The sequence below is a fragment of the Ruegeria sp. YTSC002 genome (genome assembly GCF_059609845.1).
Genome location: NZ_JBXWML010000010.1, coordinates 18,916 through 45,562, shown reverse-complemented (window position 1 = coordinate 45,562; position 26,647 = coordinate 18,916). Strand labels below are relative to the sequence as shown.

Genomic DNA, 26,647 nt, shown 5'->3' with positions numbered 1-26,647 from the left:
ACCCGCTTGATCCTGATCAATTCCGGCTCTGAAGTACTGTGTATACTGTATCCACAACGTGGTGGAGGAGGCCGTGAGATGTCGGGATACACAGATTTCTTTCATAAAATAACGCGCATCGTCAGCTCGCCCCGGGATGAAAACCTGAGTGACAGGGAGCTTTCAGACCTTGGGTTGTCCCGCGCGGATCTGGCCATGTTGCGATCGGGCGCACCGCAGGCACGAGAGCGTATACTTGCCATGGCCGGACAATTCGGACTGACCGAGGCAGACCTGAACGCGCACCCGGAGTTGGGGTTGGAATTGGCGGAAAAATGCGGGCATTGCCTTCAGGCTGAAACCTGCCGCGAGGCCATTCGGGCAGGCGCGGTTCTTCCCCAAAGCAAGTGCCCAAATGCTGGAATTTATCGCGCCCTCTTGGATGGTTAGCGTCCGCTGGGGCTTTCCTTCGGGCTCAGCTTTCTGCGGCCGCTGATCTTGAACCGGTCCGCGGTCCCAAAATCCTTCAACCCGACACCTGCCGCAAATTCTGCAAACACCGGGGCGTGCTTGAACAAATGGCCAGAGCATCCGCCCGCGAACAGCACGTTTTCACGCTCGGGGTGCCAGTCGACAATGAAATGTGTGTCCGGGGTCAGAATGATCTGGTTGAACTTGGAATCCACGACACGTTGCCCCTCTAAACCCGGAAGCCGGTGGCGGATATAGCTGCGTGTGCGGCCCAGCGTTTCCTGGCGGATCAGCCGTTCATCATTGTCCAGATCGATCTTGTCCGGGATGACAACCGCCGCCTTCACGCCGGATCCTTCGGACGAGGGCAGACCAAATGACCCTTGCCCGTGATCGATCCAGCAGGGCATCCGGCTCATGTCGAAATCCTCCGACCCGTCGGGTGTCGAAGTGTAGAGGACATTGACGCCAACCACGGTCGAGATCGGCTTGATCGTTCTGGGAAACATGTCGGCCATCCATGGGCCGGTCGCCATGATGATCAGATCGGCCTCGAGCGGTTTGCCGTCAAGCATCGGACGTTCCGATCCATCCGTGGTGACGCGACCACGTTGTATTTTGCCTCCTGCCTTTCGGAACAGATCCAAACCGGTCAGAACGCATCGATGCGCCATCAGCATTCCGGCTTCGGGTTCGAACAGCGCATATTCGATGTCGGTGACCTTGAACTGAGGGAACCGCGATTCGATATCCTGCTGACCGAATTTGTAGTAGGGCACCCCGACCCGGTCGAAAGTTTGTGCGGTTGCGTCTTCCCAATCGCAATGTCCCGCAGTCGCCAGAATCAACGCGCCGCATTCGTACATCAGGTTCTGGCCGCTTTCGGCCTGCAGTTCCAGCCAGCGCAGGCGGCTTTCGCGCGCCCACCGCGTATAGAACTCGTCCCGCCCGGATATGGCACGGAACACTCTGTTGTAATCTGTTGAAGATGCACGGGAATGTCCCGGTTCCCACCTGTCGATCAGTGTCACGGTCTCGCCGCGCCGTTGCAGTGTAAGCGCCGTCATGACGCCAACTATGCCGCCTCCGACAACGATAACCGAGCTTTTGGACATGGCGCAGATTTTCCTTGTTTCCTGACCGGCTTTGTGAATACTGTATACAGAATACAACAATTATAAAGCTAAAAACAGGGAGCACGCGCAAATGAGTTCGGGGTTTGATCTGCCCGAGGGCACGCATACCGTCATTCTTGGTGTCGGGGATCTCAACGGCATCATGCGTGGCAAGCGCATTCCGGCCAGCCATTGGGATCATGTCTGCAAAAGCGGCAATGCTCTGTCGATTGCGCTGCTGGCGATCGATATGACCTGCGACGTCTGGGATACGCCTTATGTCAATTTCGACAACGGTTATCCCGACATGCATGTCTTCCCGATGACAAAGCCTGTCGCCGTCCCGTGGGAACCGGGCGTGGCCGTCTGTTTTGGCCGCGCAGAGGGCATGGATCACAAACCGGTGCCGATCGATCCGCGTCAGGCTTTGGTGCGGCAGGTGGACCGGGCCCGCGATATGGGGTTCGAAGTGAATGTCGGCACGGAACTGGAATTCTACCTTCTGGACCCGGAAACCTGCCAACCGCGCGACACGGGCATCCAGGTCTATGGCCTAGGCCGCGCCGCCCGGATGGAACACATCGTTGGCCCGATCCGTCAGCAGATCAATGAATGTGGCATTCCCATCGAACAGTCCAACCCGGAATACGCAGCCGGCCAGATCGAGGTGAACATTCGTTATGGTGAAGCTCTGGCAGCTGCGGATCGTGTCGTTCTGTTCAAATCCCTGATCCGCCAATTGGGCATTGCGCATGACTATCTGGCGACGTTCATGCCCAAGCCGTTTTTTGATCAATCGGGCAACGGGTTTCATACGCATTACTCGCTGTGGAAGGACGGCAAGAACGTCTTTGCCGAAAAGGGCAAGATCAACGACATCGGCAAATCCTTCATCGCAGGTCTGCAACAGCGCATGTGCGAGACGGCGATTTGCGGCAGCGGCACGGTCAACGGATATCGCCGTCGCCAGCCCTATACGTTCTGCCCGATCAACACGAGCTGGGGCTATGACAACCGGACAGTCGGCATTCGGGTCATCGAAGGATCGGACAGCGCCGTGCGGGTGGAAAAGCGCGACGCTGGTGCAGACGCCAACCCGTATCTGTTGCTTGCGGCCGAGATTGCCGCCGGGCTTGACGGGATCGAACAGGGGCTGTCCCCTTCTGAGCCGACGACAGGCAACGGGTATGAGGAAGGGATCGGAGATCCAATTCCCACCGATTTGCCAACCGCCATCAAACTGGCGCGCGGATCAGAATGGCTGCGCGATGTCATGGGCGAAATGCAGTGGGAACTGGTCCTGCAACAGGCCGAGCGAGAGCTGGAATTCTTCAATCAACAGGTCACCCAGGTCGAACTGGACCGCTACCTGAGGGCGTTCTGATGCACTTGGGCAAGGTCGCTGGAACTGTCACGGCAACTGCCAAGGATGCCAGGCTGGTCGGAGCAAAGCTGTTGGTGACGGATCTGGTCGACAGCAAGGGCAGCTTGATCGATCCCGCGCGGGTTGCGGTCGATACCTGCGGCGCTGGGGTTGGGGACATGGTTCTGGTTGTCAGCGGGTCTGCGGCCCGCATGGCGGCCGGGTTGTCCACGGCCCCCGTAGACATGGCCATCATCGCGGTGATCGACCGCGTCTCGACGACCTGAATCACAATACGCGAAACATCTAATTTTGGAGGAACAGAAAATGGCGAAACCATTGGCGGGGCAGATGGCCCTGGGCATGATCGAAACACGCGGCCTGGTCGGCGCGATTGAAGCCGCGGATGCGATGGTCAAGGCAGCCAGCGTTGCCATTGTGGGTCAGACAAAAGCTGGCGGCGGGCTGGTGACGACGCTTGTGCGCGGCGAGGTCGGCGCGGTCAAGGCCGCCACCGACGCAGGCGCGACAGCGGCCAACAAGGTGGGTGAGGTGGTCTCGGTTCACGTGATCGCACGACCGCATGACGAGCTTGAGGCAATCATCGACGGGCTGGGTGCCGGGTCGTCGGCCTGATCAACCCCTTTGAGGAGGTACCATGTCAGCCGGTTTCGAGGATTTCACGCGCGCGGTGACACGTGGCGCGACACGGGATGCACCCGTTGCCCGAAGGTTCGAGCGCATTGCTGTATTGGGTGGCGGCCCGGATGCCCGTCTTCTGGCGGCGCTGTGTCTGGCGGAAGGGGCTGAGGTTACGCTGTTTTCGGCCTATGGGGCGGAACTGTCACTGCTTGCCCAATCCTCGGGCATCGGCATTCGCGGCGAAGGGCCTGTGGGCACGTATCAGGTGGATCGCGACGGGCCTTCAATCCGCACCACGGCAGAGTTGGATGCAGCAGTGCGGGACGCACAGGCGATCTTTCTGACCGGACCGATCCACAAACAGCGCACCTATGCCATGGTGCTGGCCGATCATTTGCACGATGGTCAGGTGCTTGTTCTGGCGCCCGGTCGCTCTCTGGGCGCGGTCGAAGCGGTCTGGATGCTGCGAATAGGCGGCTGCACCGCCGACGTCACTCTGGTCGAGGCGCAGGGCCTGCCGTACTGGTACCAGGCCGAAGGTGCGGGCCTGACCCTGACGCAGGCGGCGCCGATGGCTGCTGCGACTTTGCCCCGAGGCCGCGCCGACGTTCTTGAGGCGCTGCGACCCTATCTTTCAAACATCCTGCCGCTGGATTCGGTTCTGGCCTCAGGCTTTGCCGATCTTTCCGCAGCGGTCGAGATACCGGCGTTGATCCTTGGTGGCGCGGGGTTGGGGTCCGGCGGACCGGATGTGCCGATGGGCGGGGTGCCTCTCGTGGACAACCGGACATTTGCCGCGCTCATGGGAAGGGATCAGCGTGAGGTGATCCATGGGTTGGCTGACGAAAGGCGACAGGTCGCACAGGCCTTTGGCGTTCGAAACCTGCCCGAGACCGATGACTGGATCGCGACCTATGCCGGAGCCGAGCGGGGGTCGGGTGCGCGTCCGGTCCCGGATCGGCAGGCCGCGCGCCAGTTGATGCGCGACGGCGTATTGGGGTCATTGGTGCCCCTTGTTTCCGCCGCACAACTCGCTGGTTTGACTGCGCCTCTGACGGAAAGCCTGATCTGCATGACAGACCGCATCCTGGGCGCTGACGTGGCCGCGTCCGGGCGCAGGTTGGAAACCATCGGAATTTCCGCAGGCGATGTAGATCAGGCCCGCCGCATCTTTGACACCATTGCCACCGGAGCTTCGTGATGGACGCTGATCTGAAATCCATCGCCGCCGCGCGGCGCGCTGCTGAAACGGCTTTCGAAGCCTATCGCGCCTTCCTTGGCACCGACCCGGCACAGGTGGATGCCATCGTCGATGCCATGGCTCGGGCGATCGAACCTGAAGCCGAACGGTTGGGGCAATTGGCGGTCGAGGAAACCGGGTACGGCAACGTACCAGACAAACGGGTCAAGAATCTGTTCAACGCATTGTCGGTCGCTGACTACCTGAGGGATGTCACGACGCTGGGCCTGTTGTGGCGGGACGACGCGACAAAGATCGCAGCCTTCGGAGAGCCGATGGGTGTGGTCGCGGCACTTATTCCGGTGACAAATCCAACATCCACGATCATCTATAAGGTTCTGTCTGCGGTGAAGGCGGGAAATGCCGTTGTCTGTGCCCCGCATCCGCGCGGCGTGGACTGCGGGAAGGAAACCGTCCGCATCATGGCGCGCGTTGCCGAACAGATGGGCGCGCCCAAAGGGTTGATACAATGCCTGGACGCCGTGACCATTCAGGGCACAGCCGAGTTGATGAAGCATCGCCGCACGTCGGTTGTCATGGCGACAGGTGGCCCTGCCATGGTCAAGGCCGCCTATTCCAGCGGTAAGCCGACGCTCGCAGTCGGGGCGGGGAACGTGCCGTGTTACGTGCACAAGTCCAAGGCCCGCGATCTGTCCGAAGTTGCCGAGATGATCGTGACGTCAAAAAGCTTCGACTATGGCACGGCCTGTGTCAGTGAACAGGCAGTGGTCGCCGATCCTGAAATCGCACGCGATCTGCGCCATGAACTGAAACTCAAAGGCGCTTATTTCTGTACCCCGGCCGAGGCTGATCGGCTGGCGCGGGTCATCTTCAAGGATGTGCAGGCAATGGATCCCGAACGCGTCGGCCAAAGCCCTCAGGCGCTGGCCGATGCTGCGGGATTCTCGATTCCGCCGCGCACGCGCTGTCTGGTGTCGGAAGAGACCGAAGTGGGGTGGCAACGCCCGCTTTCGGCCGAAAAGCTGAACCCGGTACTGGCCTTTTACGAGGCGAAGTCCACCGATCACGGCATCGAACTGGCGCAATCCATTGCCAAATTCGAAGGTTGGGGGCATTCCTCGGTCATCCATTCCGATGATCCTGAAGTGGTCGCTCGATTTTCCACCGTGCCCACGGGGCGGGTGCTGGTGAACACGCCGGGGATCATGGGCGGCATGGGCTATTCTACGGACCTTGAACCATCCTTCATGCTGGGTACCGGCACGTGGTCGGGGTCGATCACCTCGGACAACGTCACCGCCCTGCATCTCATCAACATCAAGCGGGTCGCGTATGAAAGCAGACCCTGGCGCGACATTTACGAGGAGTATGGCGCATGAGCGAGATCACGATCCGGGCGCTGATGCAGATCGACAACCTGCAACCGAAATTCGCCGCCTATAACGGTGCGACGGTGCAAGGGTCAGTACCTTTGTCCGGTGACACCGTGCTGATCGGAGAGTTCGCGCCGGGCAATGGGGTATTCTCGCTGATCGACCGGGCGCTCAAGGCGTCCTCGGTCGAAGCGACGACGCAGATGGTCGAGCGCGAGTTCGGATTCTTCATCCTCCGCTCGCCTTCAAACGCCGAAGTGTCCGCGGCACGGGACGCGATGCTGGCCGAGCTTGGGGCTTCCATGACAGACCGGTTGAAGCCTGCGATCAGTTCCACACAGATCATTACCAGTGTCGAACCCTATCAGGCGCAGCTTTTGAACAAATGGCGCAAGGGCGCGTTGATCGTGCCGGGGCAGACGTTGGGGATCGTGGAATGCGCGCCCGCCGCTTATATCTCGATTGCCGCGAATGAGGCCGAGAAAGCTGCCGAGATTGACATCGTCGAGGTGCGCGCGGTGGGGCGGTTTGGTCGCTTGTTCATCTCGGGGTCTGAAAATTCGGTCAAAACCGCCGTCGAGGCCGCGACGCGTGCAGTCGAGGCGGTGGACGGGCAGGAAGGCTGATGGCAACCCCTCGCGTCATAGGCTCGGATGCGGTCGAAGATGCGCGCCGCCGGGGCAGGATCGTATTCGAGGTTTTGCCGGGTGATATCGTGACGGCGCTTGCGCGTGAAACCGCCGAGCGTGTTGGTATCTCATTGGTGGACGGCCCGCTGGAGCGACCGAAACCGCCGCGTACGGATGGTGCTGTTTCAATGCGCCGGGTGCTGTATCGTCGCTCACCCAAATGGGTTGCCCCTTCGCGTGCGCCGCGCAAAGCCCGCAGGCTGGGCAAGCTTGCCTTGATCGGGGCGGGGGGTGTTGGCGGCAATGTCGCGCATCTGGCGGCGATGTCGGACATGGCGGATGAAATCGCGCTGATCGACATCACTCCGGGACTGGCGGCTTCGACTGCGCTGGACCTCAATCATGCGTCCGGGATCACCGGTGCGCGGGCCCGATGTGTCGGTGGCGAAGCGATGGATCCGGTAGCCGGGGCGGACGTGGTTGTCGTCACGGCCGGACGAGCCCGCCGTCCGGGCATGACACGTGCAGATCTGATCGATGTGAATGCCCGCGTGATCCGACAATCAGCCGAAGCGATCCGGTCGGCCGCGCCTGATGCAATAGTGATCGTGGTGACCAACCCCCTGGACGAAATGACCGTCGAGATGCTGCGTGCAACAGGTTTCCCCCGCGAACAGGTCTTGGGTATGGCAGGAACGCTGGACAGCAGCCGGTTTCGCAACGCGCTGGCGATGGCCGCAGGTGTCACACCTGCGGACGTCGAAGCGTTCACGCTTGGCAGCCATGGGGACGAAATGGCCCCGATCCCCAGCCGCGCCAGGATAAAGGGCCGTCCGCTGGATGTATTTCTGACCCGCGAACAGATCGATGCCTGTGTTCAGGATGCGATCACCGGAGGCGGCCAGGTGGTCGCGCTCAGGAAATCAGGTTCTGCAACGGTAGCTCCGGCTCATGCCACGATCGAATTGATTGATCACGTTCGGGGCGCGCGAACGGGTCCGGTTCCGGTTTCGGTCATGCTGCACGGGGAATACGGCATCGACGGCGTCGTGCTGGGCGTGCCAGCCCATCTTGGTGCAGGCGGATTGGTTGAGGTCGAGGAACTGCGGCTAACCGCCGAAGAAAACGCGGCATTGCAAAACGCGGCCGAAGCGATCCGGGTGAGGCTGGGCTTGTGACCCTGCGCTTTTGGAAATCCGGCGGGCGGTTTGAAGAAGTGGCCTCGTACTCTCGGGCCAAACGCATCGGCCCCTTTGTCTGGGTTGCCGGAACAACGGCCATCGAGCCGACGGGCCGCATTCACGCGCCGGGAAATGTTGGCGCGCAGACCTTCTATATCCTGTCACGTATCGAGGACGCGCTGAAAGAGGTTGGCGCCGAATTGCGACATGTGGGGCGGGTGCGCGCCTATCTGACCGATCTGTCCCAAGCGGGCGCGTTCGCGCAGGCGCATGGCGAAGTTTTCAAGGGGATCGATCCGGTTCTGACCGCCGTTCAGGCAGGGCTTACCCAGCCCGGACTGATGGTGGAAATCGACGTGGATGCGGTGATCCACGGTGAAAACGGCGAAATCAGCGGATTCTGAACATGAGTCTTCAAGAAAGGATTTGATCGAACCATCTTCTTGTGTACTGTATACAGAATACAAGAAGGGCATAATGAGACACAGGGAGCTAATGTGATGATCAAGACAGCGCTGCTCAGCGGAACATGCATTGCGCTCATGGCCTCGGCGGCCGGAGCGGAAATCAAGGTAGGATTCATTGGGTCGCTTTCCTCGGACACCGGATTGTCAACGCTGCGCGGGGCCGAGATTGCGATTGAAGAGCTCAACGCAAATGGCGGCGTGATGGGCGAACAGATCACTCTGGTCTCGGCTGATACCGGACAGGACCCGACCGAGGGCATCCGGGCCTATGAATACCTTGCGGAAACGGAAGAGGTTGATTTCATCATCTCGGGCTCGATTGACGATGTGTCGCTGGGATGGCTGCCCCGCATGCAGGAGTACCGGATTCCGACGCTGGACACCTGGACATCCTATATCGGCATCATCGACATGGTGGTAGAAGACCCTGAAAGCATGGCGCCCTATTTCATGAACATCGCCTCGGATGAGGCGCTGGCCACGTTGTACATCAACTTTGGCGCGGATGTTCTGAAGGAAAAGATGGGGTGGGATTCCGTTGTCATTCTGGCGGAAGATACGGCCTTTGGCGAGGCGATCACCGGCCTTGTCACCGAAGCGCTTGCACCGGTTGCCGGCATCGAGGTCAAGGACATCATCACCTATGACGTTGCCACCGTAGATTTCGCTCCGATCTTCAGCCGTGCGCAGGATACCGGGGCGGACTTCATCTATCAGGTCTCGTCGGTGAATTCGCAGGTTGTGTCATCGCAATATGTGAAGCTTCAGGTGCCGATGGCGATGACGGGTGTGAACGTCGCTGCACTGGGGATGGAGTATTGGGAAGATACGGGCGGTGCTGGCGGCGGTATCTCGACCTTGTCGCCAATTCCTTCGGTTGGGTTTCGGCTCGATCCGGCCAGCCAGGAATTTGTCGATACCTATCAGGCGAAGTATGACAGCCGCCCGTTGCTGCCGCATTTCAACGGGTTCAATGCCTATCATGGGCTGAAACAGGCCATGGCCGCTGCCGAAGAGGCCGGTGGTTTCGACAATGTCGAAGGCTGGGCCGATGCGATGAAGAAACAGGATCTGGTTCTTGAGCTGGATGGCCAGTTGTGGCTGCGCTATGCCTTCTGGGGTGATGACGAGGTAGAGCCCGTGACCGGCCGGACGTACCCGCACAATATCCGTTTTGACCTGTCCGAGCCGTTCGACGATGCCGCGCCGTCAATGGTCGTGGTCCAATGGTACGAGGACGGCACCGCCGCCGTTGTATACCCCGAGAAATACGCGACGGGTGAATTCACTTTGCCAAGCTGGGTCAAGCAGTAACCTGTCCGTTCGCTTAGCTTGAAATGGGTGCGCGGGTGCGCGCACCCGCAGCCAGGGATCCTTACATGTTGCAAATACTGATCCAGGGGCTTTTGCTCAGCGGTCTCTATGCGCTTATCGCAATGGGTTTCACGCTGATCTTCAGCATCGGTCGGGTCCTGAACCTGGCTTACGGAGCCTATCTGATGGTCGGCGGGTACATGTATTTCTGGGTGTCCCAGACGCTGGGAATGCCAAAGCTGATGGGCGTTGCGGTGGCCGTGGTTCTGGGCGTTCTGATGGGGGTTCTGAAATACCGCCTGATCGTCAAGACCCTGAAAGGGGATCACGTAGCGGTCGAGATTTCGACGCTGATCCTTGCGGTCGTGATACAGGCGGGGATCGTTCTGGTTTTTGGTGACAGCAGCAAGATCCTGCTGCCGATCGTACCGGGCGTGATCAACGTGGCCGGGGCATCCGTCACCTATAACATCCTGATCGCAACGCTGATCAGTTGGGCAATTCTGTTGGGGCTTTATGCCTTTGTGCGTCTGACGCATACAGGGCGGGCGATGCAGGCGGTTTCGATGGACGCCAAGGGGGCCGCGATTTCCGGGATCGACCCGGACCGGATCAACCTGATCACATGGGGTATCTCGGGTGCCCTGGGGGCCTTGGGCGGCGTGTTTTTCGCCAGCTATACCCAGCTCTCGCCATCAATGTGGGTCGCGCCCCTGATCATTTCGGTGGCCGTCGTCATTGTGGGTGGCATCGGATCGATCATCGGCACGCTGGTCGTTGCCCATATTGTCGGCTTTCTCGAAGTCATCGTTGTCGCTACCCTGGCGCCTGAACTGCGCGGTGTCTTCACCATGCTGCTGATCATCGGCGTGCTGGTGACGCGACCGCAGGGCCTGTTTGGCCGTGAGGAGTTGTAACATGGGCCTGCGCTGGTTTCACTTTGTCCTCTGGGGCGGCCTGATTGCGGGGATGCTGCTGCTGCCCCAGATCGTTTCGAACGGGACGCTGCGCACGATGATCTTTGCCAACTATCTGGCCATCTTCGCCATCAGCTGGGATGTGCTGTCGGGCAGGACCGGGTATGTGAGTTTCGGCCACCCTTTCCTGATCGGTATCGGAGCTTATACGACTGCCATACTGACCAAACGGTTTGACGTGTCGGTCGAAATCTCAATCCCTGTGGCCGTGTTGGTCACAATGATCGCGGGTCTTATTGTGTTGTTGCCCGCCCTGCGCATTCGCGGCAGCTATTTTGCGCTGGTCACACTGGCTTTCATGGAACTGCTCTATCAGCTGGTTCAGGTGATCCGCCCGGATCTGACCGGCGGCACACGCGGGATGTCGGGAATTCAAACTCTGACACGCGGCGCGGCCAACGGCTACTACCTGTCCACGGCCTTGATGCTGGGCGTGGCGGTCAGCATGTGGCTGCTGATGAAAACCCGGCTGGGCACTGCACTGGCCGCCATCGGAATGAATGAAGAAAGCGTGCGCGGTTCGGGGCTCAGCACCACGCGGTTGAAGGCCTTTGCGTTTCTGACCAGCGCCTTCATCGCAGGTTTGGGCGGGGCATTTTATGTCCATTACCTGGGCTCACTTGCGCCCCGCGCGCTGTTCGACATCAACTTTCTTTTCACCATCATCGTGGCGGCATTGCTGGGCGGAACATCGACCATCATCGGCCCCATGGTCGGTGCGTTCTTCATGACGTTCCTTCTGGAATACCTGCGTCCCGTGCTTCCCGGGGCTGAACGGTATTTCGTCTACGGCGCCATCGCACTGCTTCTCTACATGTATCAGCCAAAGGGATTGGTTGAACTTGCTCAACGCGGCTTTCAACGGCTGCGGAAAGGGGGGCTGACATGACCGTTGCGCTGAAAGTGTCTGGTCTCGTCAAACGGTTCGGCGGGCTGGTGGCCACGAACGATCTGTCCTTTTCTCTGCAAGAAGGAGAGTCGCTGGGCCTGATCGGACCGAATGGCGCGGGAAAGACGACGGTTTTCAGCCAGATCATGGGTGAGCTGCGGCAGAACAGCGGTACGATCGAGCTGTTCGGGCAAGAAATCTCGGCGCTGTCGACGCCGCAACGTATTCGGGCCGGGGTCAGTAGGACCTATCAGATACCTCGGCCGTTCGGCGACATGAGTGTTGCAGAAAACATCAGGGTGGGCCTGATGCCGGACGATATCTGGCGCATGATCGTTTCGCCGCCGGATACGGACAGGGAAAAAGAGCTCGCGCTGAGTGTCGGGTTCACGGAAACGGATTTGAACCGCTCACCGTCCGAATTGGCCATGGGTGATTTGCGCAAGCTCGAAATGGCCCGAACCATGGCCACGGCACCGCGTGTCATGTTGCTGGACGAGGTGTTTGCAGGTCTGACAGTAGGTGAAATCGCGCAGATTTCCGATCTCATACAATCCATGCGCAAGGACGGGATGACCTTTTTGATCGTCAGCCATGACTTGCCGGCGCTGGAACCGCTGATCGACCGCGCCATCGCCATCGAGCGGGGCACCATGATTGCCGAAGGCGCGTTCAGCGACGTGATGAACGACACGGCCGTTCAGGCCTCGTACTTGGGGAGCGTCTGATGTCCTATCTGGAAATCGAGAACCTGTCCGCGTTTTACGGCAAGGCGCAGGCGTTGACCGATATTTCGATCACGGTGCAGCCCGGCGAGATCGTCGCCGTGGTCGGCCCGAACGGCGCAGGTAAATCCACCCTGTTGGACAGCATCATGGGCCTTGTGAAAATCGAAGGGGACATCCGGTTGCGCGGGCACAGCCTTGCTGGTCGTTCCCCTTCGGAAATCGTGCGCCACGGGGTGGGATATGCGCCCGAGCGGTTCAACCTGTTTCCCTATATGTCAGTGCGCGACAACCTGATGGTGGGCGCATTCACCGCACGAGACGACATCGAAAGCAACCTTGAGATGGTGCACAAGCTTTTCCCGCGACTGCAAGAACGGGAAGGACAGGAGACATCGACCCAATCCGGCGGGGAAAGGCAGATGGTGTCCTTTGGCCGGGCCTTGATGACCAGCCCGGAACTGCTGCTTGTCGATGAGCCCACAATTGGCCTGGCCCCGAAAATCTGTCACGAGATTGCCGAGGTCGTGCGTCAGCTGAACAAGGAATACGGGCTGACCGTTGTGATCACCGAACAGAATGCCAATTTTGCCCTGTCGCTTGCCAGCCGCATTTATGTGCTGGAGTCCGGGCGGATGCAGACGTCGGGCACGGCTGACGAATTGCGGAATGACAAACGCTTGCTCGAGGCCTATTTCGGCGGCCATTGAGCGGTGCGGTTGGCAAGCCGGGCAGGTGCTGTCCGGCCATTCGATGGCGGGTGAATTCAGTTTCAGCCAAGCGCGTCCAGAACCTCGGCGCTCACTTCGATGCCATGGGCTTCGGCGGCTGCCCGTTTTGCAAGGCGACCGTCGCCCGGAACCCGGGCGGAACCGTTTCCGGAAATCTCGGCGCAGATGCGGGCGACATATTCGTTGAAGGCCGCGTTGCCGAACCGGCTGGGATCAATTGCAATCAGGGTCGCTCCTCCTTTGATGTTCAGGGCGCCGAAGGACTCGCGTTCTTCGTTGTCCACGGACAGGGTTCCACCGGCCAGTGCTGCGCCCAACACCTCAACCATGAAAGCGATCGCGGCCCCCTTATGCTCTCCGAATGGCAATAGGCTGCGGGTTTCAAGGATGGCATTCGGGTCTGTTGAGGGCTCGCCCCGGGGGTCAAGACCGGCAGGGCGGGGCAGGTCGTGCCCCTCGGCAGCGGCCATGCGGATATCCATAAGGGCCACCATGGACGAGGCCTGATCCCAGACCACGGGCGCGTCGCCGTCACGCGGGCAGGCAAAAGACATCGGGTTGGTGCCAAAAACCGGGCGAACCCCACCTTGCGGAACCACCATGGACAATGAGTTGATCACGGCAAAAGCCACCAATCCAGCTTCGGCCAAGGGTTCGGTGTCAAACCGCAAGGCACCCAGATGGTGGCAGTTCGCACAGGTGAACGCGGCAATGCCGTTTTCCCGGGCCATCGCGATCAGATCCTCGCGGGCTGCTGCCGCTGCAACCTGATAATACCCGTTGTCGGCGTCACAGCGCAAAACGCCCGGGGCAACCTTTTCGGTCTTGGGCGTCGCGTGCCCGTTGGCATAGCCGGACGTGAAGCTTTGGACATAGACCGGCAACATGCGCAACCCGTGGCTGCGCGGTCCGTCCCGTTCAGACCGGGTGACGATATCAGCAAGTACATCACTGCTGCGCGAGTCCGCTCCGGCAGAAACAAGAACCGATTTGGCCAAGTCCCGAACTTCGGCAAGAGAAAGCGTTTTTGTCGGTTGTTCGGTCATCCGTTCGAGTCCAGTCTTTCTGTTTTCGCACTCAAGCGCGCGGGCGTGTGTTTGCGGGATCGACAGCACATGTGTCGATGACCACGGCGTCGCGCATCTCATTGTGGACCAGCACCTGCATTTTCGTTCCGGGCGCCGTCATGTTCTGTGGCACTAGTGCCATCGCAATGTCGTGGTTGCAATAATAAGAGAACCCGCCCGAGGTGACACGGCCGATCAGCTTGCCCCGAGCGTAGACACCCTCGTCAAACATCACCGATGTTTCGCCAAAGGGCAGTTTCAGCGTGACCAGCCGCCGGTACGTGCCTTCCTTTTTCTGTTTCAAAAGAGCGGCCTTGCCTGTGAAGTCGCGACCTTCGGTTACCACGAACCGATCAAGGCCGGCCTCGTATGGGGTCATGTCCGTGCAAATCTCGCGATTGATGGCACGATATGATTTTTCAAGGCGCATGGATTCCAGTGCCTCAAGCCCGAAAGGTTTTACACCGGCCTTCAACAGCAGGTCGACAAGATGGCGGTTGTAACCGACCGGATGATGAAGTTCCCACCCCAGCTCGCCGGTATAGGACACGCGAAGCAGATGAACGCCCTTGGCGTATCCCACTTCACCCATTTGCGCAGAAAGCCAGGGAAAGGTTCCGTTCGACAGATCATTGTCGGTCAGCGGTTGCAGGATCTCTCGTGCCATGGGGCCTGCCAGAGCGATCACGCCCAGTTGTTCTGAAACATCTTCAAGAATGACAGAGCTGTCATCGGGCAGCAAACGTTGCAGTTGATCCCAGTTGTAGGCGCGCCAGTTCGGGGTGGAGACCAGGAAAAAATCATTCTCGGCGTAGCGGGCGACCGTGTATTCCGCATCCATGCCGCCCTTTTGATTCAACAAAAGCGACAGGGTCATTCGCCCCACTTTGGGCAGCCTGTTCGCCATAAGGCCATCCAGCCATTTGGCGGCCCCCGGTCCACGCACGGTGAACTTGGTCATCGGTGACATCTCGATGAACCCGGCCACGTCACGGGTGGTGCGCACTTCTTCCTGAACGCGTTCCATGTGGTTGGTGCGACGGAAGGAATGCTCCGGAACAGCTTCCTTGCGCGATTTGGCGAACCAGCGCGGAAACTCATATCCGTTGAAGCTGGTCCAGACGGCGCCATGCGCGCTCAGCAGGTCGTAGGACCCCATCGTTTTCATCGGGCGCGCGCCGGGAAAATCTTCTCCGGGGATGTGCGCGTTCATGTGGGTGCCCCACGTTTCGCGCACCTTGTCCATGGTCCACCGTTTGGACGCGTAATCCGAAAAACGGCGGGGGTCGAGTTCGGACATGTCCATGCCCGGATCCCCATCGACAATCCAGCGGGCCAGACGTTCACCAACGGTTCCACCCCACAATATGCCGCCGGGCATGCCTTCGGCCAGCCACAGGTTTTCATGCCCCGGTGCGGGTCCCGCAAGCGGCAACTCGTCCGGTGTCATCTGGAACGGACCTCGGGTGTTGGCCTTGATACCCACCTCACCAAGTGTTGGAACCCGCTCGATGGCACGCTCCCACTGCGTTTGGACCGCGTCGAAATCTTCGGGCAAGAGGTCGGCGCCAAAGTCAGGCGGCACGTGATCTTCGGCGAATAGCTTGAGGTCTTTGGTGAACTCATAAGGGCCGAACTGAATGCCGCCCACATCTTCGCGCAGATAGGCGCCGTAATCTTCATCCCGCAGGATCGGGAACTCGGGCAACCCTTGTGCACGGCGTTCTTTCAGCAGCGGAACGGTGTCCGTTGTCCAGTATTGGTGAACGATTGGAATGCAAGGCAGATCCAGGCCAACACGGCGCGCGTTTTCGCGGGCATAGTTTCCGGTCGCGAAGACAAGATGTTCGCAAGTGATCTCACCCTGATTGGTTGTCACCTTCCAATGACCGTTTTCCAGTTTTTCATAAGCCAGCGCTTCGGTGTTCTGAAACACTTTGGCGCCTTTCTCGCGCGCCAGCCTGGCCATTGCCATGGTGATGTCGGCCGGGTTCACATAGCCGTCCTCGGTATGCAGGATGCCACCGCGAATATGTTCCGATTGGTTGAGCAGAGGGTGCAGTTCGGCGATTTCCTCTGGTGTCAGCAGTTTGCAGGGTACACCGGCAGCTTCGGCAATCGAGACATAGGACAGGAACTCGTCCCAGCGTTCCTGCGTATTGGCGACGCGCAACTGACCCACCTGGCGCAGCCCGACCGAAGCGCCGATCTTCTTTTCGACTTCGGAATAGATGCGGATGGTCTCCATCGTCATCTTCGAAACGTTGTGGGACCGCACAAAGGTGACCAGCAGACCTGCCGCATGCCAGGTGGAGCCGGAGGTCAACGTGGTTCTCTCAAACATGACCGCATCGGTGCAGCCGTGCTGCGTCAATCCATAAAGAACCGAAGCCCCGACGCATCCGCCGCCAACGACGACAACCTTGGCATGTGACTGCATTCGCTGAATTCCTTCTTGCGACTGATTTCGTTTTCAGACGGACCGTCAGCATGAAATCAGTAAACCCAGAACTGCTTGAACTGTTTACGTAAAGTCAGCGTCAGACAATTCGAAAAATTTTCGGGCCCAGCTTAGTTGAATTAAACCTTGGTCGTGTGTTCTGATGATTCCACGCGTTCTGTGAGGGTTTTCATAAAATTAAGTGCCATCTCTTGCTAGGCCTTGTTATGTTAGCGCAAACTGTGCTGATAAGGTCTGACATGGGTTCAAAGTGCTTAGTGGCACCATCAGCCTGTGCTGCATTTAGGGGGAAAACGCGTGTATCTCGGTCTGGATTTGGGGACGTCAGGTCTTCGGGGAATTGTGGTCAGCGAAGAGGGTAACGTCGTTGCCGAAGCCGAAGCAGGTGTCGTGACATCTACGCCGCGCCCCGGTTGGTCAGAACAAGATCCGTCCGATTGGGTAGAAGCCTGTCAAAACGTCGTTGCCCAATTACGTGCGTTGAACGGTTCCGCATTTTCCGCGGTGCGCGGCGTCGGTCTGAGCGGCCACATGCACGGTGCCACGTTGCTGGATCGGGATGGCAATGTGCTGAGGCCCTGTATCCTTTGGAACGACACGAGATCAGCGCAGGAAGCTGCGGAGCTGGATGGTCTGCCATCGATGCGCGCGATCACCGGGAATATCGTTTTTCCGGGTTTCACCGCACCCAAGCTGGAATGGGTGCGCGGGCATGAGCCTGACATGTTTGAAAAGACATCCAAAGTGTTGCTTCCGAAAGATTATCTGCGTTTCTGGCTCACCGGTTCCTATGTCAGCGACATGTCCGACAGCGCCGGTACGGCGTGGCTGGACGTCGGAAAACGTGAATGGTCAGACACTGCGCTGGATCAAAGCCATATGCGCCGGGATCAAATGCCAGAGCTGGTTGAAGGCAGTTCGGCAGGCGGAGAACTGCGATCAGAGATCCTTCAGCAATGGGGCCTGATCGGGCCGGTCGTGGTTGCCGGCGGGGCCGGTGACAACGCGGCAGCGGCCTGCGGCATCGGAAGCATCGGTGAGGGCAGCGGATTTCTTTCATTGGGCACGTCGGGTGTGTTGCTTGTCGCAAAGGAAAGCTATGCGCCCGCGCCGGAAACAGCCGTTCATTGTTTTTGCCATGCGGTGCCGGATCGCTGGATTCAAATGGGTGTGATCCTGTCGGCCACCAACAGTCTCAACTGGCTGTCCCGTCACCTCGGTCAACCCGTCGGCACGCTGGCATCGGACCTGCCGGATCCGGTGAAGGGGCCATCAAAGATCACCTTCCTTCCGTACCTGTCCGGTGAACGGACGCCGCATAACGACAGCGCCATACGCGGAGCATTCCTGGGCCTGGATATTGCATCGGAACCCGCTGATCTGACCCAGTCCGTGATGGAGGGAGTTTCCTTTGCGATGCGCGATTGTCTGGAAGCACTCAAGAGTACGGGCACCAAGCCCGAAAGTCTGCTGGTCGTCGGTGGCGGGGCGCGGTCGCGATTTTGGCTGGAGACATTGGCCACAGTTCTGAACACACCGCTTGCTTTGCCCAAGGGAAGTGAGTTCGGTGCCGCCATCGGCGCGGCCCGTCTTGCTGCCTGTGCTGTGCAGGGCGCCGACCCCGGGGATGTCATGCTTTCCCCGGAAGTCGCTGAGCGTGTCGAACCTCGGGTCGAGCTGTCCAGCGCATATGAGGCGGAATACCAGCGGTATCGCGAGTACTATGCTGCTTTGTCCCCTCTGGCCGCGCGCTGATGGCTGATCCCAAATCCATGCCTGTCGAGCAGGTCCTTCTGGAAGACGGCAACATGTCCGTTTCCCTGTTGAGTTATGGCGCAATCACGCAAGGATGGTGGCTTGGCAAAACGCCTTTGATATTGGGCTACGATAATCCGCAGGATTACCTGTCGGACCCGTTTTACCTCGGCGCGATAGTTGGGCGAGTGGCCAACCGCATCGGCGGGGCGCAGTTTGCGTTGCAAGGGCACGTTCATCATCTGACAGAAAATGAAGGACCAACCACGCTGCATGGTGGTCCGAGCGGGCTGTCGCGCAAACACTGGGAAATCGTGAAAACCACTCTGAATCAGGCGGTTCTGTCTTTGACTTCGCCTGACGGTGAAGGTGGTTTTCCCGGAGAAGTCGAATTCGAGGTGCATGTCAAACTGACCTATCCGTGCCTGACTTACACGATCACGGCGCGACCGGATCGCCCCACGCCGATCAGCATCGCACAGCACAATTATTACTCTTTGGGCTGTCCAGGGGATATCCTGGGCTGTCGGCTCAGGCTAAGATCGAACCGGGTGCTGGAGTTGGACGCGCGTTCCGTTCCTTCCGGAGATATCTCCGCTGCCGGCGAAAACGTGCCAGATTTCGCGTTGTCCCGCACCGTCGGGGCAGAGGGGCGCGAGCTGGACCATTATTTTATATTTGAGGAAAGTGGAAACCATGACCATCCAGTCGCAGAGGTCAGGGCACCTTCGGGATTGAGGATGAATGTGTATTCAGATCAACCCGGGGCGCAGGTCTATACCGGGGTACATCTGTCAGGCCGATTTAGCCCGGGTGCGGGGCTGTGTATTGAACCGTCAGGATATCCAAACGCCGTGAATATCCCTGCGTTCCCATCCGTCATCTATACGCCGGACAACCCGTATCGACAAACACTGACACTTGAGATTTCCGAGGGACGATCATGAGATTTCAGATCGCAGCAACTGCCGTGGGCATCTGGATGTCTCTTTCAGTTGCCCAGGCGCAAGACCTTGGTTCGCGCCCTGAATTCATCGAACCTGACCTTTCCAGCGTAGAGTTGGGGCAACTGCTGTTTTATGATCCGATCCTGTCGGGGAACAGGAACATCAGTTGCGCAACCTGTCATCATCCGAAACTGGGAACGTCCGACGGTCTTTCGCTGGGTATCGGCGAAGGTGGGGTCGGCTTGGGGGGAAACCGCAAGCTCACTCAAGAGAACAAGCCCGAGCAGCGCATTCCCCGAAACTCACCCGCGATGTGGAACCTCGGAGCGCTGGAATTCACGACGTTTTTCCATGACGGCCGCCTCGAGACGGATACGTCACAGCCCAATGGCATCAGAACCCCGTTGGGGGTGCATATGAGGCCGGGGTTCAAATCGGCTTTGGCGGCGCAGGCGATGTTCCCGGTGCTGTCACCTGACGAAATGGCGGGGCACTATTCTGAAAACGAAGTCAGCAAGGCCGTGCGTCTCGGCTTGCTGACCCAAGAGGGTGGCGCCTGGGATCTGATTGCCGCGCGTGTGGCGGCGATACCAGAGTATCAAAGGCGATTTGATGACATTGCGCCCGGAGAAGACATCACCTTTACCGCAATCGCCAATGTCATTGCCGATTTCATCGCGTTTGAATGGCGGGCTGACAACAGCCTCTTTGACCGAGCGATGCGAGGCGAAGACGCGCTGCCCGAACAAGCGCAGCTGGGGATGGAGCTGTTCTACGGAAAGGCTGGATGCAGCACCTGCCATTCCGGCTGGTTCCAGACCGATCACGGATTCCATTCCATCGCCATGCCTCAGATCGGTCCCGGAAAAACAGCCCGTTTCGAAAATCATGTGCGGGATGACGGGCGACTGCGCGTCACCGGTGACAAGGATGATGCGTTCGCATTTCGCACGCCTTCGCTGCGCAACGTGACCCTGACGGCGCCATATGGCCACAGCGGTGCCTACACACGGCTTGAGGATGTCGTGCGCCATCATCTGGATCCGGTTTCCGCATTGCGGAACTACGCCATCGAACTGGCTGATCTGCCAGAGTTTGACGGGGCAGAGGATCAAAAGGCTTTGCTGGACCCCCGGCATGTCGAAGCCATAGCAGCGTCAAATGATCTGGCGCCCATCAATCTGAGTGAGGGCGAGGTCGATGCCATCCTGAGTTTTCTGGGCACGCTGGAAGATCCGTCAGTGCGGCTGGGTGTTCCTCAATCGGTTCCCAGCGGATTGCCCGTCGATCAGTGATCAACGGCCGAGGTGGATTACCTGATTGGCATCTACCTTCTGCCAATCTCCATGTTCTCCATCAGGCCAGATCACCCGTACTTCTGCGGTTTCGAAGTCTCCTAGCCCAAAGTGGTGGAACCCGGCAATTCCGCTGGCGTGCCCCCCGCCAATGGTCACTTCACGGGTTTGAATGCCCTCGGTCGTCCTGACTTCGATAAAACTGCCGACTGCCTGTCTGTTGGGATGGCTCTGGCCGAGATCAATCATGAGCCAGTTGCCGGTCTTCGGTTCATTCTGAAAAACCTCAAGGTCCGAGCCACGATTGACCACCACCAAATCCAACCATCCATCCCCGTTGAAATCCGCGAGGGCCCCGCCGCGGGATTTTGCCATGGACGCGACACCGGCTTGTGACGCTGTTTCGACAAACCGACCGTCGGCGGTCTGCATCAACAGGTTGTTGGGGTCGTCCTGCGCCGCGTCGGGCATCTGCTCAACATTGCCTTTGGCGACAAAAATGTCGTCCAGCCCGTCATTGTTGACGTCCCCGAACTGAGCATGCCAACCGGTCGAGGGGCGGCCGTCTCCTCCTGCGTGTGGCCTGTGTGCGGTAGTGCCTCGGTCATAGGTTGCATCCCGCCATGTCGGCCCATCCTTTGCGGGATCGAAAACCTGGAATTTCTGGTCCCCCATGGACGTCAGATAAACATCGGGAAACCCATCACCGGTCAAATCCCGCGAGGCAATCCCCATGCCCCAGATCGAGTAGGGCAGCCATCCATCGTCCTCGCTGTACAGGCGCGGGGGGTCTTCCATGGCCCACAGTTGCTCTTGTCCGCCACGCACATAGTAGTGGCGGTCATTGCTGACGCGCAGATCCGCGCGACCCGTGCGGGCCCAGTCGGAAAACAGGATGGACAAGGAACAATGACCGGGTTCCAAACGGATAGGATCGCCATATTCGCTCCCTTCCGGGCGGTACAGAAGCGTCGGCCCGCAAGCCTCGAAAGGACCATCCGGATTGCTTCGGTCGACATAGGTCCCAAAGGCCAGCGTTGGCAGGGTTTGCCCGCTTTCCCAAGTGGCGGAAAAGCCGGTGGTCCAATGGTCCTGAGATTGAAAACTCAGTGCCGTGAAAGGCTCAAACGCGCAGTTCGGTTTGCCGCCCAGCAACAGGTCTTTGCCTACGCGCAAAACCGCAAGGTCCAGGATCCCATCGCCATCAATGTCCACCGGGTATGCGCCGGTCACACCGGTCAAGGATAAGGGGCCGGGCGTATCCGGAAGAAAACTGACTTTTGTGTCGGATGTGTTGATGAACAATTGCGCTGGGTTTGATCCGCCTGCCACGAACAATTCAGGGCGGTCGTCATCATTGCAGTCGAAGACCGCGCCCCCCCCGCCGACGAAATGTTCCCAGCCGCCATCGTAAACATGGCTGGGGGTTTCCACCTTTTGAAAGCTTGGAGGAACGGTTTCCGCAGCAGCAGCGGAAGCCACCGCAAGCAAGACTGTCATCTTAATTCGCATGAGCCGCCAGTTCCCTGACCTTGAGGATAGAGACCTGTTCAATTCCATAAGCCGCTGCCCCCTTTGCCCACATTGAATCACCCCAGTGGTTGACCTTGATTTCGGGCAAAGGCGCGTCGACGCTGACGACACCGTTTTGGACACGTGCCATCACCTCGTCTGAATGCAGGTAGTCAAAGCGGCCTCTGGCGCCGGACAGGATAATGCATTCGGGGTCGAACAGATTGATCAGGTTCGAAACCCCCATGCCGAACATTTGGCCAGCGCGGGCCAGAACGGAAATGGATCGGGCGTCGCCGGCTTTTGCTGCTGCGAGTATATCGACAAGAGTGCGGGGGTCCGTCGCTTCACTGGCGATCGTCGCTTCGCGGATCAGGGCGTATTCGCCCACATAGGCCTCGAGGCATCCGCGCTGCCCGCACTGGCACAACGCACCGTCCAACTGAACTTTGAGGTGCCCGAATTCTGCTCCGCATCCGCGTTCGCCGCGATAGAGCTTGCCGTCAAGAACGATGCCCAGGCCGATGCCGTGCTCGATCGTAACAACCAAGAAGTTCTTCAGCCCCTTTCCCAATCCGAAAAGCTGTTCCGCTTTTGCGACCAGATTGGCGTCGTTTTCGATGAAGGCAGGGCAGGGGAGCACCTTGGACAACAGCGGGCTCAAATCCACATTTCGTTCCGTCAGGGAAGATGACCAATGCACGAAGTTCTGATTTGCATCAATAAGGCCGGCGATGCCGATGCAGACACCGGACAAATCGGCAAGGGATCGGTTTGCCGAGGCGCAGGCCTGATCAAGCACGGCGCGGATCTTCGCGGCAAACGCATCCGGGGCCATGCGGGCTTGGTCCAGCGGATGCGTGTGCGAAGTGATTTCGGTTCCTTCGAAGTCCACGAGAATGACTGAAACCTGCTGGCGGGCGACTTTCACGCCCGCGATCAGATGTGACGCGCCATTCAGTTTCAGCTGTACACGCGGCCTGCCGCGGCGCGCTGATTTGGAAGGTGTTTCGCTTTCTATTTCCTCAATCAGACCAGCGGACAGCAGATCGGCAGTGGCGGACGTGATGGTCGCTGGGCTGGTCTCCAACGCGCTGGCGATGTCGATTCGTGAAATGGCCCCCCTGGCCCGGATTTTTTCCAGAACGCGCAGGCGAGTGATGTTCCTTTGGTCCGTGGCATTTGAAGAAGCTTTGCTTTTCAGCATCTTGCCCTCGCGAATCTAATCTCTGTTTCAACCTAGGTGGTTTTTTCTGTTACCGATAGCATAAATATTTTACCGACTGAAATAAATATGCTACTCAGAATTGTCGGGGCCACGAATCATGAAACGATGGCTCATTGAAACCGGGAGGAAATCATGAAACGAATTCTCAGCGCCTCTGCTGTGGCGGTCCTGATGGGGACAGTTGCATTCGCAGAGCCCACGGTCGGTGTAAGCTGGTCGAATTTCCAGGAAGAGCGTTGGAAGACCGACGAAGCGGCGATCAAGGCTGCACTGGAAGCGGGCGGTGCGGAATACATCTCGTCTGATGCCCAATCTTCTTCTGCCAAGCAATTGTCGGATATTGAAAGTCTGATCGCCCAGGGCGTTGATGCGCTGATCATTCTGGCGCAGGATTCCCAGGCCATCGGCCCGGCAGTGCAGGCGGCAGCAGACGAAGGCATTCCGGTCATCGCGTATGACCGTCTGATCGAAGATGACCGTGCGTTCTATCTGACATTCGATAACGTTGAAGTTGGCCGGATGCAGGCGCGCGCGGTGTTCGAAGCGATGCCCAAAGGCAACTATGTGATGATCAAGGGCTCGCCCACGGATCCGAACGCGGATTTCCTGCGCGGCGGTCAGCAAGAGATCATTCAGGCCGCCGTTGACAGCGGCGATATCGTCATCGTGGGTGAAGCTTATACCGACGGCTGGCTGCCTGCGAACGCGCAGCGCAACATGGAACAGATCCTGACTGCGAACGAAAACAACGTTGATGCCGTCGTGGCCTCGAATGACGGTACTGCCGGCGGCGTTGTCGCCGCGCTGACCGCGCAGGGCATGGAAGGCATTCCGGTCTCGGGTCAGGATGGCGATCACGCGGCGCTGAACCGGGTCGCCAAGGGCACGCAAACCGTTTCTGTCTGGAAAGATGCGCGTGAGCTGGGCAAAGCTGCCGGTGAAATTGCAGTTGCGTTGAGCAACGGAACCAGCCCCGAGGACATTGAAGGCGCCATCAAATGGACTTCGCCCGGCGGAACCGAGATGAACTCGGTCTTCCTTGCGCCTGTACCGATCACCAAAGACAACCTGTCCGTTGTGGTCGATGCTGGCTGGATTCCGTTGGAAGACCTGTGTCAGGGCGTCGAAAACGGCCCTGCACCCTGTAACTAATCCAAGTTCCAAACCATGATATCTCTGGCCCGCAAGGGTGGGCCAGAGATCATAGCTGAACATGAAAGATCGGATATGACCGAAACTTCGTCTCAGCCGGTACCCCAAAAAGCAAAGTCCAACCTGTTTCAGCAACTGGAACTGGATATGCGGCTATTGGGCATGATCGGCGCCTTCATCATCCTGTGCATCGGCTTCAACATCTTTACGGATGGCCGCTTTCTGACGCCCAGAAACCTGTTCAACCTGTCGATCCAGACCGTCTCGGTCGCCATCATGGCCTGTGGCATGGTGTTCATCATCGTCATGCGCCACATCGATCTGTCGGTCGGCGCACTTCTGGCGACCACATCTGCTGTGATGGCGATGACACAGACCGAGCTGTTGCCGAATGTTCTGGGCATGGGTTTGAACCACCCGGCGACTTGGGCGATCACGTTGGTGGTGGGCCTTGTGGTTGGCACATTGATCGGCGCGTTCCACGGTTGGATGGTGGGGTATCTGACCATTCCGGCTTTCATCGTAACGCTTGGCGGGTTTCTGGTCTGGCGCAACGTTGCCTGGTACATGACTGACGGCCAGACAATCGGCCCGCTGGACAGCACGTTTCTGATGTTTGGCGGCACCAACGGAACCTTGGGAACAACCGTCAGCCTCCTGTTCGGCCTTGCCGCCACCGCTATCGCGATCTGGGCGTTGTGGAGCGGTCGCCGGTCCAAAGCGGCTCATGGATTCCCTGTCAAGCCAGTCTGGGCCGAAGCGACACTTGCCGGGATCGTTGGCATTGCCATCATGGGCTATGTCTTTATCGTCAACAGTTATGCCATCCCGACACGTCGGCTTGAACGCATGTTCGAAGCGCGCGGCGAGACCATGCCGGAAGGGCTGGTTGTGGGATACGGCATCCCGATTTCGGTCCTGATCCTGATCATTGTGGCGGTGACGCTGACCGTTGTGGCCCGCAAAACCCGCTTTGGACGCTATATCTTTGCAACTGGCGGCAACCCGGATGCAGCCGAATTGTCGGGCATCAACACCCGTTTGATGACCGTCAAGATCTTTGCCCTGATGGGGTTCCTGTGCGCGCTGTCGGCGGTTGTGGCCTCGGCCCGTCTGGCCAATCACTCGAACGATATCGGAACGCTGGATGAGCTGCGCGTGATTGCCGCTGCCGTGATCGGTGGAACGGCGCTGTCCGGCGGCATCGGAACGATCTACGGCGCAATCCTTGGCGCGCTGATCATGCAGGCGCTGCAATCGGGCATGGCCATGGTCGGCGTGGATGCGCCGTTTCAGAACATCGTCGTCGGCACCGTCCTAGTTCTGGCCGTCTATATCGACATCGTCTATCGCAAACGTCTGGGGGCGAAATGATGCAAGCACAAGAAACACAAAACCGGGCTTCGGGTCGCGGATCGGGCCAGCCTCCGCTGGTGGAAATGCGCGATATCTCGATTTCCTTCGGGGGCATCAAGGCGGTAGATCATGTGTCGGTTGATCTCTATCCGGGCGAGGTCGTGGGCCTTCTGGGGCACAACGGGGCCGGCAAATCCACCCTGATCAAGGTGCTTTCGGGTGCCTATCAGATGGACCACGGCGAAATCCTGATCGACGGCAACAAGGTCGAGATCAACAATCCCCGCGACGCGCGCGCCAACAATATCGAGACGATCTATCAGACGCTGGCGCTGGCGGACAACCTGGATGCCAGTTCGAACCTGTTTCTGGGCCGCGAAATGGTCACGCCCTTTGGTCTGGTCAACGACGCCGCGATGGAGGCGGAATGCCGCAAGATCATGGCACAGCTGAACCCGAACTTTCAGAAGTTCAACGATCCGGTCTCGGCCCTTTCGGGTGGTCAGCGTCAATCGGTGGCCATCGCGCGTGCGGTGTACTTCAACGCCCGTATCCTGATCATGGACGAGCCAACGGCTGCGCTTGGCCCGCACGAAACACAGATGGTGGCGGACCTGATCCAACAGCTCAAGGCGCAGGGAATCGGGATTTTCCTGATCGACCACGATGTGCACGCGGTGATGGAATTATGTGACCGGGCCTCGGTCATGAAGAACGGACAACTGGTTGGAACGGTTGATATTGCAGACGTCACCGATGACGATCTGTTGTCGATGATCATTCTGGGCAAAAAGCCCGGCGAAAAGACGGAATGAGG

25 protein-coding genes are annotated in these 26,647 nt (G+C 58.9%); 20 read left to right on the top strand and 5 right to left on the bottom strand.

Going from position 1 to position 26,647, the window contains the following annotated elements; genetic code table 11:
- The first annotated feature begins 78 nt into the window (after positions 1-78).
- Entirely contained in the window at positions 79-429 is a 351-nt protein-coding gene (locus tag AC2FFD_RS17155) for a YjiS-like domain-containing protein (protein WP_496873646.1), read from the top strand.
- Here AC2FFD_RS17155 and AC2FFD_RS17150 read toward each other — a convergent pair.
- On the bottom strand, positions 426-1,565 hold the full coding sequence (locus AC2FFD_RS17150) for an FAD-dependent oxidoreductase (RefSeq protein ID WP_496873645.1): 1,140 nt from the start codon (positions 1,563-1,565) through the stop codon (positions 426-428). The two genes, AC2FFD_RS17155 and AC2FFD_RS17150, sit on opposite strands and share 4 nt — an antisense overlap.
- A gap of 91 nt (positions 1,566-1,656) precedes the next feature.
- On the opposite strand from AC2FFD_RS17150, the gene AC2FFD_RS17145 reads away from it, so the two are divergent.
- The 13 genes from AC2FFD_RS17145 to AC2FFD_RS17085 all read left to right on the top strand — a co-directional run bounded on the left by AC2FFD_RS17145 (position 1,657) and on the right by AC2FFD_RS17085 (position 13,036).
- Positions 1,657-2,949 carry a glutamine synthetase family protein gene (locus AC2FFD_RS17145; protein WP_496873644.1) on the top strand — a complete coding sequence of 431 codons (1,293 nt, stop codon included), beginning with the start codon at positions 1,657-1,659 and terminating at the stop codon, positions 2,947-2,949.
- Positions 2,949-3,215, top strand: coding sequence for a EutN/CcmL family microcompartment protein (locus tag AC2FFD_RS17140; protein ID WP_171228436.1), 267 nt, complete (start codon positions 2,949-2,951; stop codon positions 3,213-3,215). The genes AC2FFD_RS17145 and AC2FFD_RS17140 overlap by 1 nt, the downstream gene beginning before the upstream one ends.
- A gap of 40 nt (positions 3,216-3,255) precedes the next feature.
- Complete coding sequence (locus tag AC2FFD_RS17135) at positions 3,256-3,564, top strand: BMC domain-containing protein (protein WP_298846428.1); 309 nt, start codon at positions 3,256-3,258, stop codon at positions 3,562-3,564.
- 22 nt (positions 3,565-3,586) lie between these two features.
- Positions 3,587-4,771 (top strand): hypothetical protein, encoded by a 1,185-nt coding sequence (locus tag AC2FFD_RS17130; RefSeq protein WP_496873643.1) that lies wholly within the window; start codon positions 3,587-3,589, stop codon positions 4,769-4,771.
- A complete protein-coding gene (locus AC2FFD_RS17125) occupies positions 4,771-6,150 on the top strand; it encodes an aldehyde dehydrogenase family protein (RefSeq protein ID WP_496873642.1) in 1,380 nt (459 codons plus the stop codon). Before AC2FFD_RS17130 ends, AC2FFD_RS17125 begins: the two co-directional genes overlap by 1 nt.
- The gene (locus AC2FFD_RS17120) at positions 6,147-6,770 is read left to right on the top strand and encodes a BMC domain-containing protein (protein ID WP_496873641.1); all 624 of its coding nucleotides are present in this window, start codon (positions 6,147-6,149) and stop codon (positions 6,768-6,770) included. The genes AC2FFD_RS17125 and AC2FFD_RS17120 overlap by 4 nt, the downstream gene beginning before the upstream one ends.
- Positions 6,770-7,951, top strand: a complete 1,182-nt coding sequence (locus AC2FFD_RS17115; RefSeq protein WP_496873640.1) for a malate dehydrogenase — start codon at positions 6,770-6,772, stop codon at positions 7,949-7,951. Before AC2FFD_RS17120 ends, AC2FFD_RS17115 begins: the two co-directional genes overlap by 1 nt.
- The gene (locus tag AC2FFD_RS17110) at positions 7,948-8,358 is read left to right on the top strand and encodes a Rid family hydrolase (protein WP_496873639.1); all 411 of its coding nucleotides are present in this window, start codon (positions 7,948-7,950) and stop codon (positions 8,356-8,358) included. Before AC2FFD_RS17115 ends, AC2FFD_RS17110 begins: the two co-directional genes overlap by 4 nt.
- A gap of 96 nt (positions 8,359-8,454) precedes the next feature.
- Complete coding sequence (locus AC2FFD_RS17105) at positions 8,455-9,735, top strand: ABC transporter substrate-binding protein (protein WP_171170476.1); 1,281 nt, start codon at positions 8,455-8,457, stop codon at positions 9,733-9,735.
- A gap of 65 nt (positions 9,736-9,800) precedes the next feature.
- Entirely contained in the window at positions 9,801-10,652 is an 852-nt protein-coding gene (locus AC2FFD_RS17100; RefSeq protein ID WP_496873638.1) for a branched-chain amino acid ABC transporter permease, read from the top strand.
- Between the two features lies 1 nt (position 10,653).
- Positions 10,654-11,601, top strand: a complete 948-nt coding sequence (locus AC2FFD_RS17095) for a branched-chain amino acid ABC transporter permease (RefSeq protein WP_496873637.1) — start codon at positions 10,654-10,656, stop codon at positions 11,599-11,601.
- Complete coding sequence (locus AC2FFD_RS17090; RefSeq protein WP_496873636.1) at positions 11,598-12,329, top strand: ABC transporter ATP-binding protein; 732 nt, start codon at positions 11,598-11,600, stop codon at positions 12,327-12,329. The genes AC2FFD_RS17095 and AC2FFD_RS17090 overlap by 4 nt, the downstream gene beginning before the upstream one ends.
- The gene (locus AC2FFD_RS17085; RefSeq protein WP_496873635.1) at positions 12,329-13,036 is read left to right on the top strand and encodes an ABC transporter ATP-binding protein; all 708 of its coding nucleotides are present in this window, start codon (positions 12,329-12,331) and stop codon (positions 13,034-13,036) included. The genes AC2FFD_RS17090 and AC2FFD_RS17085 overlap by 1 nt, the downstream gene beginning before the upstream one ends.
- Positions 13,037-13,098: 62 nt before the next feature.
- On the opposite strand, the gene AC2FFD_RS17080 is transcribed toward AC2FFD_RS17085, so the two are convergent.
- Positions 13,099-14,103: an Ldh family oxidoreductase gene (locus AC2FFD_RS17080; RefSeq protein ID WP_496873634.1), complete on the bottom strand. Its 1,005-nt coding sequence runs from the start codon at positions 14,101-14,103 to the stop codon at positions 13,099-13,101.
- Positions 14,104-14,134: 31 nt separating this feature from the next.
- On the bottom strand, positions 14,135-16,564 hold the full coding sequence (locus AC2FFD_RS17075; protein ID WP_496873633.1) for a GcvT family protein: 2,430 nt from the start codon (positions 16,562-16,564) through the stop codon (positions 14,135-14,137).
- Between the two features lie 318 nt (positions 16,565-16,882).
- Here AC2FFD_RS17075 and xylB point away from each other — a divergent pair, with 318 nt between their 5' ends.
- From xylB to AC2FFD_RS17060, 3 genes are read left to right on the top strand one after another with little or no spacing between them, the layout of a single operon-like run.
- A complete protein-coding gene (gene xylB / locus AC2FFD_RS17070; protein WP_496873632.1) occupies positions 16,883-18,340 on the top strand; it encodes a xylulokinase in 1,458 nt (485 codons plus the stop codon).
- Entirely contained in the window at positions 18,340-19,287 is a 948-nt protein-coding gene (locus AC2FFD_RS17065; RefSeq protein WP_496873631.1) for an aldose epimerase family protein, read from the top strand. Before xylB ends, AC2FFD_RS17065 begins: the two co-directional genes overlap by 1 nt.
- Entirely contained in the window at positions 19,284-20,582 is a 1,299-nt protein-coding gene (locus AC2FFD_RS17060; RefSeq protein WP_496873630.1) for a cytochrome-c peroxidase, read from the top strand. Before AC2FFD_RS17065 ends, AC2FFD_RS17060 begins: the two co-directional genes overlap by 4 nt.
- On the opposite strand, the gene AC2FFD_RS17055 is transcribed toward AC2FFD_RS17060, so the two are convergent.
- Positions 20,583-22,082 (bottom strand): CRTAC1 family protein, encoded by a 1,500-nt coding sequence (locus AC2FFD_RS17055; protein ID WP_496873629.1) that lies wholly within the window; start codon positions 22,080-22,082, stop codon positions 20,583-20,585.
- A gap of 1 nt (position 22,083) precedes the next feature.
- Positions 22,084-23,301: an ROK family transcriptional regulator gene (locus AC2FFD_RS17050; RefSeq protein ID WP_496873628.1), complete on the bottom strand. Its 1,218-nt coding sequence runs from the start codon at positions 23,299-23,301 to the stop codon at positions 22,084-22,086.
- A gap of 153 nt (positions 23,302-23,454) precedes the next feature.
- Here AC2FFD_RS17050 and xylF point away from each other — a divergent pair, with 153 nt between their 5' ends.
- The 3 genes from xylF (at position 23,455) to AC2FFD_RS17035 (ending at position 26,645) form a co-directional block, all read left to right on the top strand.
- Entirely contained in the window at positions 23,455-24,474 is a 1,020-nt protein-coding gene (gene xylF / locus AC2FFD_RS17045; protein ID WP_170346506.1) for a D-xylose ABC transporter substrate-binding protein, read from the top strand.
- A 75-nt stretch (positions 24,475-24,549) separates the two neighbouring features.
- Positions 24,550-25,848 (top strand): sugar ABC transporter permease, encoded by a 1,299-nt coding sequence (locus AC2FFD_RS17040; protein ID WP_496873715.1) that lies wholly within the window; start codon positions 24,550-24,552, stop codon positions 25,846-25,848.
- Positions 25,848-26,645, top strand: coding sequence for an ATP-binding cassette domain-containing protein (locus AC2FFD_RS17035; RefSeq protein ID WP_171614469.1), 798 nt, complete (start codon positions 25,848-25,850; stop codon positions 26,643-26,645). The genes AC2FFD_RS17040 and AC2FFD_RS17035 overlap by 1 nt, the downstream gene beginning before the upstream one ends.
- Positions 26,646-26,647 lie beyond the last annotated feature (2 nt).